This is a genomic window from Desulfosarcina sp. (genome assembly GCF_033791525.1).
Lineage (GTDB): Bacteria > Desulfobacterota > Desulfobacteria > Desulfobacterales > Desulfosarcinaceae > Desulfosarcina.
Genome location: NZ_JASJGN010000388.1, coordinates 1 through 10,285, shown reverse-complemented (window position 1 = coordinate 10,285; position 10,285 = coordinate 1). Strand labels below are relative to the sequence as shown.

The 10,285-nt window shown below is 52.5% G+C and carries 12 protein-coding genes; all 12 read left to right on the top strand.

Going from position 1 to position 10,285, the window contains the following annotated elements:
- Window positions 1–603, top strand: a 603-nt coding sequence (locus QNK41_RS19030; RefSeq protein WP_319260170.1) for a flagellar hook-basal body complex protein, incomplete at its 5' end; no start/stop codon positions are given.
- A gap of 419 nt (window positions 604–1,022) precedes the next feature.
- Window positions 1,023–1,481: a flagellar basal body-associated protein FliL gene (gene fliL, locus QNK41_RS19025; protein ID WP_319260167.1), complete on the top strand. Its 459-nt coding sequence runs from the start codon at window positions 1,023–1,025 to the stop codon at window positions 1,479–1,481.
- A gap of 9 nt (window positions 1,482–1,490) precedes the next feature.
- The gene (gene fliM, locus QNK41_RS19020) at window positions 1,491–2,474 is read left to right on the top strand and encodes a flagellar motor switch protein FliM (protein WP_319260165.1); all 984 of its coding nucleotides are present in this window, start codon (window positions 1,491–1,493) and stop codon (window positions 2,472–2,474) included.
- A gap of 3 nt (window positions 2,475–2,477) precedes the next feature.
- Window positions 2,478–2,864, top strand: a complete 387-nt coding sequence (gene fliN / locus QNK41_RS19015; RefSeq protein WP_319260162.1) for a flagellar motor switch protein FliN — start codon at window positions 2,478–2,480, stop codon at window positions 2,862–2,864.
- A complete protein-coding gene (locus tag QNK41_RS19010; protein WP_319260159.1) occupies window positions 2,861–3,238 on the top strand; it encodes a FliO/MopB family protein in 378 nt (125 codons plus the stop codon). Before fliN ends, QNK41_RS19010 begins: the two co-directional genes overlap by 4 nt.
- On the top strand, window positions 3,235–4,041 hold the full coding sequence (fliP, locus tag QNK41_RS19005) for a flagellar type III secretion system pore protein FliP (RefSeq protein ID WP_319260155.1): 807 nt from the start codon (window positions 3,235–3,237) through the stop codon (window positions 4,039–4,041). The genes QNK41_RS19010 and fliP overlap by 4 nt, the downstream gene beginning before the upstream one ends.
- A 14-nt stretch (window positions 4,042–4,055) precedes the next feature.
- Window positions 4,056–4,325 (top strand): flagellar biosynthesis protein FliQ, encoded by a 270-nt coding sequence (gene fliQ / locus QNK41_RS19000; protein ID WP_319260153.1) that lies wholly within the window; start codon window positions 4,056–4,058, stop codon window positions 4,323–4,325.
- A 15-nt stretch (window positions 4,326–4,340) separates the two neighbouring features.
- The gene (gene fliR / locus QNK41_RS18995) at window positions 4,341–5,129 is read left to right on the top strand and encodes a flagellar biosynthetic protein FliR (protein WP_319260150.1); all 789 of its coding nucleotides are present in this window, start codon (window positions 4,341–4,343) and stop codon (window positions 5,127–5,129) included.
- A gap of 3 nt (window positions 5,130–5,132) precedes the next feature.
- Entirely contained in the window at window positions 5,133–6,200 is a 1,068-nt protein-coding gene (flhB, locus tag QNK41_RS18990) for a flagellar biosynthesis protein FlhB (protein ID WP_319260147.1), read from the top strand.
- A gap of 319 nt (window positions 6,201–6,519) precedes the next feature.
- Entirely contained in the window at window positions 6,520–8,631 is a 2,112-nt protein-coding gene (flhA, locus tag QNK41_RS18985; protein WP_319260144.1) for a flagellar biosynthesis protein FlhA, read from the top strand.
- Window positions 8,621–10,021 carry an Ada metal-binding domain-containing protein gene (locus QNK41_RS18980; RefSeq protein ID WP_319260142.1) on the top strand — a complete coding sequence of 467 codons (1,401 nt, stop codon included), beginning with the start codon at window positions 8,621–8,623 and terminating at the stop codon, window positions 10,019–10,021. The genes flhA and QNK41_RS18980 overlap by 11 nt, the downstream gene beginning before the upstream one ends.
- A gap of 88 nt (window positions 10,022–10,109) precedes the next feature.
- On the top strand, window positions 10,110–10,285 hold a 176-nt coding region (locus tag QNK41_RS18975; RefSeq protein ID WP_413815182.1), incomplete at its 3' end, for an AAA family ATPase.

Sequence of the window (10,285 nt, the reverse complement as noted above, 5' to 3'; positions counted from 1 at the left end):
AATCCGCTGGCTGCATCTGCATCCACCGGGTCCATTGTATTTGACGCGAGCGGCAATCTGGACCCGGCCGCAAGCGTACCTGCGGGTGCGAATCCAACCATCGTGTTAACCGGTATCGATCCGGCAACGACGCCGATGACCCTGAACTGGAACTATCTCGATGCTGCCGGTGCTTCCGATGGCAGTATTACCGGGTACAGCTCCGAGTCCAGCAAGACCGCCCAGACTCAGGACGGATATCCTTCCGGAAGCCTGCAATCCGTTTCTGTTGATGAGGATGGCTATTTTACCGGCATTTATTCCAACGGCTCGATGATCCCCTTTGCACAGCTCGCTCTGGCAGATTTCCCCAGTTACTCGGGTTTAGCCAAGCAGGGCGGCAATCTATATGCGGAGTCTATGGGCTCCGGCCAAGCCCTTATCGGACCGCCGAACTCAGCTGGCATGGGCTCCATTGCGCCCAGCACCCGTGAGATGTCCAACGTGGACCTGGGCACCGAATTTGTTGAGATGATCACGACCCAGCGGGCATTTCAGGCCAACTCCAAGGTCATTACCACCAGCGACGAGATTCTGGCCGAGTTGCTGAATATCAAGCGCTAACCGCTTTTAACCACTACCATGCCGGCTGTAGGCAATAGCGCTTGTCACTGTTGCCCACAGCCGGAGGACCTCCTTATTTTTGGCACCCGGATTCATTTTCCCCGTCTCATGACGCCGACAGCATTCTGTCAACGCCTTGACTCTAATCCGCGATTATTGACACTCTTCCCCGCCTTTAGGATCCTTTTACCGGCGCTTCTTTTTTATCACTCCGGGCATATGCAACGATATTGAGATTTCTTGTGGCACGCAGACCTGTCCAACCGGCGTACATCGCATGGCAGGACCGTATTTCATTCATCCTGCCAATTCCTTAACGATCTGAAATAAAATGGCATGCAACATGCTTAATCCCATCTTTATTAATCTTTCATTCAGTATCATCGAGATATTTATAACCATTCGGCGGAGGGTGACGAATGTCGAAAACAGTGTTGATCATCATCATTTCGGTAGCTGTTCTCTTTATGGGGATGATGGGCGCAGGCTTTTTCATCCTGTGGAACAAGATTTCTCAGGTACCGGTGGACCCATCGAAGGTTGCCGAGATGTCCGTTGAAGAGGAGGAAAATGTCATTGGCCCCCTGTATCCGCTTAATACCATGATCGTGAACCTGTCAGACGACGGCGGCAAACGGTACCTCCGGGTCACCATGGCTCTTGAACTCAGCGATCCGGAATCGGTGGACACGATTGAAAGCCGGCTGCCCCAAATACGGGACGCCGTATTGATGATCCTGCCGACCAAGACCTATGATGATGTCAGTACCACCGACGGAAAAATTGCCCTGCGAAACCAGATCATGGAAAAAATTAACACCCTGATGACCAAGGGCCGGGTAAACAACATTTACTTCACTGAGTTTGTCGTGCAATAGGAATCGACCATGGCCGACCAGATCCTGTCACAAGAAGAAATCGATGCGCTGCTCACGGCAATGGACAGCGGAGAGATCGATGTCGCCGAAGAGAAGAAGGACGTCGTCGCCGAAATTTGTTCATATGATCTCACCACCCAGAACATCATGCAACACGGTCAGTTCGACGCGCTTGAAGAAGTGTACGACAAGTTTGTCAATCTGTTCCAAGGTTCCCTGTCCAACCTGTTTCAACGGACCATCACCGTTAAGGCGATCTCCCGGGAAACTGTCAAATTCGGGGAATTCATCAAGGCTTTTTCGAATCCCACCGGATTTGTCATTTTCAGCATGGAACCGCTGATCGGATCTGCGCTCATGGCCTTTGAACCCAAATTGGTTTTCTCCCTGATTGACTGCATGTTTGGTGGCGATGGGAAGCCGATGGAAAAAATTCGTGAATTCACCATGATCGAGCGGCGGATGCTCCAGCGCATTGCCATGGCTGTGTTAAAAGATTTGGAAACCGCCTGGGAAGCCGCTTATCGCGTCCGTCTGGCGCTGCGAAAAATTGAAACCAAACCTGAGTTCGTTTATCTGGTCAATCCCAGCGACCAGCTGGTCATCGTCGTCTTCGCGATCAGTACGGAAGGATTTTCAGGCAACATCCACCTGTGCCTGCCCTATCTCATGCTCGAACCCATTAAGGAACAGCTCAGTTCCAGCTACCTTCGGGAGAAAGACCGGGCCAGTTCCTTTGGTGACGAGATCCGCAAACTGCTGGGACGAACAGAGGTGAATATCGTCGCGGAATTGGGACAAACCGTCTATTCGGTGGAGGACATTTTAAATTTTGAAGTTGATGACATTCTTCGGCTAAACACGGGTCCCCAGAACAACGTGATTGTGAACATTGAACGCGTTCCCAAATATCTGGGGATGCCCGGTGTCGTCAAGGGAAGCAAGGCCGTTCAAATCAGCGAAGTGATCGATCAGGACCAGGGAAAGGGATAATCGATGGCAGAAAAAAAGAAGCAGGCACCGTCCGGACTTGCCACCGGCGGAAACCCAGCGGGTTCGCCATCCGGGGCGGCTGGATCGTTTGAGATTCCCAACACCGGTGCCAAGGGACCGGCAGGTGTAGGTGACAACCTGGACCTGCTGCTGGACATCCCTTTAAGAATATCCATCGAACTGGGGCGAACGAAAATGTTGATCAATGATCTGCTCAAACTGGGTCAGGGATCAGTCATTGAACTGCCCAAGGAGGCCGGGGATACGCTTGAAATTCTAGCCAACAACCGGTTGATCGCCAAGGGTGACGTGGTGGTGGTGAATAAAAAGTACGGTATTCGTCTCACCGAAGTGATCAGTCCCGTCGAGCGGGTGGAGAAACTAGGATGAACGGGACGCCTGATATGCTTACCGCCGGCTTGAAAATGATCGCCTCGCTGGGCGTGGTGCTGGCGATGATTCTTTTGCTTTTATACGGGGTCAGAAAGCTGACCAGCCAACGATTGGGCGCTGTCGGTGGGAAACGGATACAAGTGTTGGAAAGCCATTACATGGGTGTCAAAAAGACCATTTCACTGGTTCGCGTACCGGGAAAGGTTTTGGTCCTGGGCATTTCCGGTGATCGCATTAACCTGCTGGATACCCTGAAGGACGACATCGTCCAGCAGGAGACGCCGTCTGGTGGGTCGACATCCTTCGGGCCGATTCTATCCGATCGATTGAAAAAAATCGGCAACGGGTTCAAGAGAAAGGAAGACCTGTGATAAACACGCACAACCTGCGGCAGGTCAACAAACGGCACCGGAGAAAAAAAATAGCGATTCAGTTTGGCCTGTTGGCCATCCTGCTGATTGGTTTGGCCGCCATGGCTGGAAACGTCTGGGGGCAGACGCCTGCACCGCTGCTCAGCATCGGTCTGGACCAGGAGGGAGATCAGGGCCAGGTGGCCGTGGTCATGCAGCTGTTTCTTCTCATGACCGTGCTTTCCCTGGCGCCATCGATCCTGATCATGCTCACCTCCTTTACCCGTATTGCGATTGTTTTCTCTTTGCTTCGCCAGGCCATGGGGACCAACCAGCTGCCGCCCAATCAGGTGGTGATCGGCCTGTCGCTCTTCCTGACCTTTTACGTGATGGCCCCGGTTTGGCAGCAGGTGAATCAGGATGCGCTCCAGCCGCTCATCGCCAAGGAGATCGATCAGAAGCAGGCCCTGGACAAGGCCTTGGGGCCCATCCGCAATTTCATGATTTCCCAGACTCGGGAAAAGGATCTGGCACTGCTGGTCAACGTGGCCAAGATGCAGCGTCCAGCCAACGTCGGCGAGGTTCCCACCATGGTGCTGATCCCTTCTTTTATCATCAGTGAGCTGAAGACGGCCTTTCAGATCGGTTTCATGCTTTACGTGCCCTTTTTGATCATTGACTTGGTGGTGGCCAGCGTTTTGCTGTCCATGGGAATGATGATGCTGCCGCCCATTATGGTCTCTTTGCCCTTTAAACTGATGATTTTTGTACTGGCCGACGGCTGGCACCTGATCGTCGGTTCTCTTGTAAAAAGCTTTGCCTGAAGGAGTGTTTTCCCATGACCCCTGAATTTATAACCGGATTTTTCATGCAGGCCATTAAAACAGCCATCTTTCTGGCCGCCCCCATGCTTGCGGTGGGCCTCATAACCGGCGTGCTGGTGAGCATGTTCCAGGCCGCCACCCAGATCAATGAAATGACCCTGGTGTTTGTACCCAAAATGTTAGGTGTCGCACTGGCGCTGCTGTTTTTTTTCCCCTGGATGCTGAAAATCATCATCGGATATACTCAGAACCTGTTCATCAATCTTCCCACCTACATCCGATGATCATGGAAAGAAATCATGGCGACGCTCAATATCCCCGTTGACGTATTTTACGGGGTGATGCTGATTTTTCTCAGGGTCGCCGCCATCGTTTTCAGTGCACCGGTTCTGGATACGAACACCATTCCGGCCGTCTTCAAAGCGGGGCTTGCTATTGCCGTCAGTATTCTGCTGCTCCCGGTAGTGGACACGGTCGTTACCGTGAGGGGTTTGAGTCTGATGACATTTGTCATCGGGGTTTTTTCCGAAATCGCCATTGGTGTGACCATCGGGCTGTCGGTGAAACTGTTGTTCTCCGGTATCCAGCTGGCCGGGCAGATCGTCGGTTATCAGATGGGATTTGCCGTGGCCAATGTGGTGGACCCGGCCACCAGCACCCAAATCCCAATTCTGGCGCAATTCTACAATTTGACGGCAATGCTTGTATTTTTAGCGATTAACGCCCACCATTTGTTCTTTTCAGCGCTGGTGGACAGCTATACCATCCTTCCACCTCTGTCCATGCATATCAGTCCGCAACTGGTGGGGATGATGATGCGGCTGGCCGCAAACATGTTTGTCGTGGCCATTAAAGTCGGAGCCCCCCTCATCGCGGTCATGCTGATGGTCAGCGTCGCCCTTGGCATGGTGGCCAGAACCGTTCCCCAGATTCATATTTTCATCGTGGCCATGCCATTGAAAATAGTCATCGGGCTGGTTTTTCTGCTGATGGTCAGTCCTTATTTAACGGCTTTTTTAATTGATTTGTTTTCATCTTATCAGGCGACATTGTTTGATCTGATACGGTTGATGGCATTGGCAGGGTGACCCATGGCCGGTGAACAGAGTCAGGACAAAACCGAACAACCCACCAGTAAGAAGTTAGCTGATGCCCGCCAAAAAGGCAATGTGGCCCAAAGCCGGGAGATCCCTTCGGTGTTGATCCTCTCCGGCAGCCTCGGCGTTCTTTTTTTTGCCGGCTCATGGATGCTCGGGCGGCTTACAGAGTTAATGCGCGCCATGTATCAACGCGCCGGAACCATGAGCATGCTGCCCGAAACGATGCATACCCTGTTTTGGGATATTTTTATCAATGGCATCGTTGTCTTGGTTCCACTTATGCTTGTGGTCATGACTGCCGCGGTTTTTGGCAATGTCGCTCAGTTCGGTTTTCTTTTTACCGGAGAAAAACTATCGCCCAATCTGGCTAAACTGAATCCCATCAGCGGCCTTAAGAAGCTGATTTCCCTCAGATCGCTGGTGGAACTAACCAAATCCATAATCAAGCTCGTCATTATCAGTGGTGTCGCCTATATCGTTATCCATCGCTATCTGGATCAGATTCCCGGCCTCATGCAATTGAGCATTGGCAACATCATCAGGTTTATCGGTCAGGTGTCATTCCAGATATGTTTTTATACCTGCATGGTTCTCTTTCTGATGGCTGTTCTTGATTTCGCCTACACCAGATGGCAACACCAGCAGGATTTGAAGATGACCAAACAGGAGGTCAAGGACGAATACAAGCAGCGTGAAGGTGATCCGTCAGTAAAGGCCAGGATCCGGTCCATCCAGCGGGAAATGGCCAGACGGCGGATGATGGAGGCGGTGCCTGATGCCACCGTGGTCATTACCAACCCCACCCATCTGGCCGTTGCACTGAAATATGAAGAAGGGATGCATGCGCCCACGGTCGTGGCCAAGGGCGCCGGTTTCGTCGCCCAGGCGATTAAAACCATTGCCATCGAAAATGACATCCCCCTGGTGGAGAACAAACCGTTGGCCAGAACCATGTTCAAATCAACGGAGATCGGCGACTTTATTCCTGCAGAACTATACCGCGCCATCGCGGAAATCCTTGCCTATGTCTTTCGCCTTAAAGGTCTCGTCAACCCTTGACCTGCCACGGATGCCAGATTTCGATGGCTGTCGGTATGCTAAGGTAGACCCCATTGCATCGTTTCTCGATACTTCCGTCTTCCCGGGACAATAAATTGACGCTTTATTAAACCGCTTGCCGGTTTCGACCGGTAAATTCAAGGTTAAAGATGTCACTCAATAAATGGAACAGATAAAATTTATAATATAAACGTAAGCTTCGATCTGGATTGGGAGTCGTTCCAGCAGAAAGTGTCGATAAACATGGAATAGGCATGGAATGTGCTATTTCCAAACGTCATTGACACTTTTTAGTAATCAAGGAGCGCCAACCCGCATCATGGAACTTGCCGAACGCAAACAGCATCTAGACCGGTTCGCCTTTGTCGCCAACAATTCCGATGTGTTAATGGGGATTGCCGCCATGTTTATTCTCATGGTCATGGTCATTCCCATCCCGGCAATCCTTCTCGACCTGTTCCTCTCCTTCAATATCACATTGTCACTGATCATTCTTCTGGTGGGCATGTACATCCTTAAACCACTGGATCTGTCTTCTTTTCCATCACTGTTGCTGCTGTCCACGCTGTTCCGGCTTTCCTTGAACGTGGCATCCACGAGAATGATTCTACTTCATGGAAACGAGGGCACCCAAGCCGCCGGCAAGGTGATCATGGCTTTCGGCCAATTTGTGGTCGGCGGCAACTATGTAGTGGGATTTATCGTTTTTGTCATCTTAGTGGTGATCAACTTCATGGTGATCACCAAAGGCGCCGGCAGAATCGCCGAAGTGGCCGCCCGGTTTACCCTTGACGCCATGCCCGGCAAGCAGATGAGCATCGATGCCGACCTGAACGCCGGGCTCATCGATGAAGCCCAAGCCCGGGAGCGCCGCAGTCAGATCAGCCGCGAGGCGGAGTACTACGGAGCCATGGATGGTGCCAATAAGTTTGTGCGCGGCGATGCCATCGCCGGCATAATTATCACCTTTGTCAATATCCTGGCCGGTCTGGCCATTGGTGTGTTCCAAAAAGACATGAACTTTGTTGATGCCGCCCAGACCTATACCCTGCTCACCGTGGGCGATGGATTGGTCAGCCAGATTCCAGCCTTGATTATCTCCACCGCTGCCGGCATCGTCGTGAGCCGGGCCGGTGCCGAAAAAAACCTGGGACTTGAAATCGGAAGTCAACTGCTGGTTCAACCCCGGGCCTTCGTTGTGGCTTCTGTGATCCTTTTAGGTTTCGGGCTGGTTCCCGGCATGCCGACCCTTCCGTTTTTGATTTTATCCGCTACGGCTGGATTAGTGGCCTATCTCGTGTTTCAAACCGAGCGGGCCAAACAGGACAATGCACGGGAGATCGCCCTGCAACAAACGAAAAGGGCTGAAGAAAAACCGCCGGAGACCTTCAAACCCCTGCCACCCATCGATGTACTGGCCCTTGAAGTCGGCTATGGCCTGATTCCGCTGGTGGATGTGGAACAGGATGGTGAACTGCTCGAACGCATCAAATCCATTCGCCGGCAAATCGCCCAGGAGATCGGCATCGTGGTACCGTCGATTCACATCCAGGACAACATGAAACTCAAACCGGGCGCCTATTCCATTTTATTAAAGGGCATCGAAGTCGCCAGCGGCGACATGATGATCAACCATCTTTTGGCCATGAGTTCGGGCAATACCGATTCGAGGATCAGCGGCATTGCCACCCGGGAACCGACCTACGGACTGGAGGCTTTCTGGATCAACCCGGCGGCCCGTGAGGATGCCAATTCAAAAGGGTATACGGTAGTGGATCTGGCCACGATTATGACCACTCATCTGTCCGATGTGATCCGCCGTCATGCGCACGAGCTGGTGGGTCGACAGGAAGTCCAGAAAATGCTCGACATCATCAAGGGCAGTCATCCCAAAGTGGTCGAAGAACTGGTTCCCAATCTCATGTCCTTGGGGGGAGTGGTCCGGGTGATCCAGAATCTTCTGCAGGAACAGGTCCCCGTCCGGGATTTGCTCACTATTCTGGAGACACTGGCAGACTGGACCCCCACCACCAAGAAGCTGGAGATCCTGACCGAACACGTGCGTCAGGCACTTGCCAGGACCATTACCAGTTTTTATCAGGCAGATGATGGCAAGCTGCATGTGCTTACCTTGGATCAGCGGGTTGAGAAAAAGATCGCCGAGTCCCTTCAACAAACCGATCAGGGATCTTTTCTGGCCGTCGACCCCGCCCTTGCAAAAACCATCATGGACGACATGAGCGTGAAAATGGAGGATTATAAATCCCTTGGTGTTCAACCGTTGCTCGTCTGTTCAACCCAGATCCGGAGCCATTTTAAAAAACTGGCTGACCGTTTCATTCCCGGACTGGCAGTGCTTTCCTATGATGAGATCGTCAGCAGCGCCAAGATACAAATAGTGGGAACCGTGGAGGTCTCAGATGCAGATTAAGCGCTTTGAAGCGGCCGATATGACAGAAGCTCTTCGTTTGGTTAAACGCGAGTTTGGCGACAATGCCGTGATTCTGTCGGCTAAGGAAGTCCGACCGGGCGGGTTTTTCAGTGCGTTGAGAAAAAAGAGTGTCGAGATTACCGCAGCCACCGACTACCCGGTGGACGATGCCCGGGAAAACAATGATTTTCCAGAACTGCTGTCCAACCATCTGAAGACTGAAGGTGAAACAGATCGCGTTTCCTTATCGTCGGCAGCTCAGCCCTTTATTCCATTTGCCCGGAAATTCCGGCCAATTTCGCATCAGCCGCCGGCATCGGAAAAACAGCTTCCACCACTGGAAAGAAGAGAACAGATAGAGGAACAGGGATTGATTTCAGACGACGTGAAATCTGACCTGGAGGCTGCGCGCGGTGATGGGGCAGGAGAGGGGGCAATTGCTGAAACGGTTGGCAACGCGGATAGCCACCCACCCATCGCCGAACCCTTTTATTACGATGACGCAGTGCAGAAAGTCATTGCCCTGGTGGGGTCGTGCGGCGTGGGAAAAACCACCACGGTGGCCAAACTGGCCTGGCATTGCCAGGTGGTTGAAAAGAAACGGACCGGGCTGATCAGCCTTGATCGATTTCGAATCGGTGCAAACAGCATGCTGGCGAGGGTTGCCCGCATCATGAACCTGCCGCTTAAGATCGTCCACGACGGCGAGCAACTGCAGTCGGCGATAAACGATCTGGCCGACGTCGATGTGGTGTTGATCGACACCCCGGGAATGAACGCCAGGGACACATCCATGATGTTTGAGGTCTGCGCGCTACTCCGAAATGCCGATGCGGACGAGACCCATCTGGTGATCAATGCAACCGTCCGGGGCGACGTGTTTGAGGCCTGTGTGGCAACCTTTTCGCCTCTGGGTGTGAATCGTTTGCTCCTCACCCATATGGATGAGTGTATCGGTGAGGCCGTCGGCTTGGATCTGATTAAGAAAGGCGGGCTTGCGTCATCTTTTTATTGTGACGGGGTGGATCTGTCCGATGGCCTTCATGAATATATGGCTGCCGGGCTAGCTGGGGTTGCCCCTCATCGTGAACCCGCTGGCGGCCAGGTGACCTTTTTTTCCAGAAAACGGGAGCAGGCAAAAACCGGCTCCGCTGACGGTGACGCGACCAGCGATTCAGTCCACTATCTGGCCAACCGCAATTCCGAGCTGTTCCATCATCCCAACTGCAAGTCGGTGAAACGGATCAACGCAGAGAATATCACTGCGTTCAGCAGCGTTGAACAAGCCATGGACGAAGGCTTCAAACCGTGCCGGGCATGCTGCGATATTAGCATGATCAGAAAACCGGTGACGGAAGGCTTTGGTCATCATCGTGCGCGTGCCATATAACCGGGGAGAACTAACCGTAATGCCAAATTATGAGAAGACCGGACAGATCATCAGCCTGAACCAGAAAAGAAGACAGAGACATTCGATGATGAAAAAGGGTGCAGCGCAACCGTTTCCGGCCAGGGTTATCGCCATCACCAGCGGCAAGGGGGGCGTTGGTAAAACCAATATCGTTGCCAATTTAGGTTACGCCCTGTGCAAATCAGGCCAAAGAGTGCTCATCTTCGATGCGGACCTGGGCCTCGGAAACCTGGATGTTCTTTT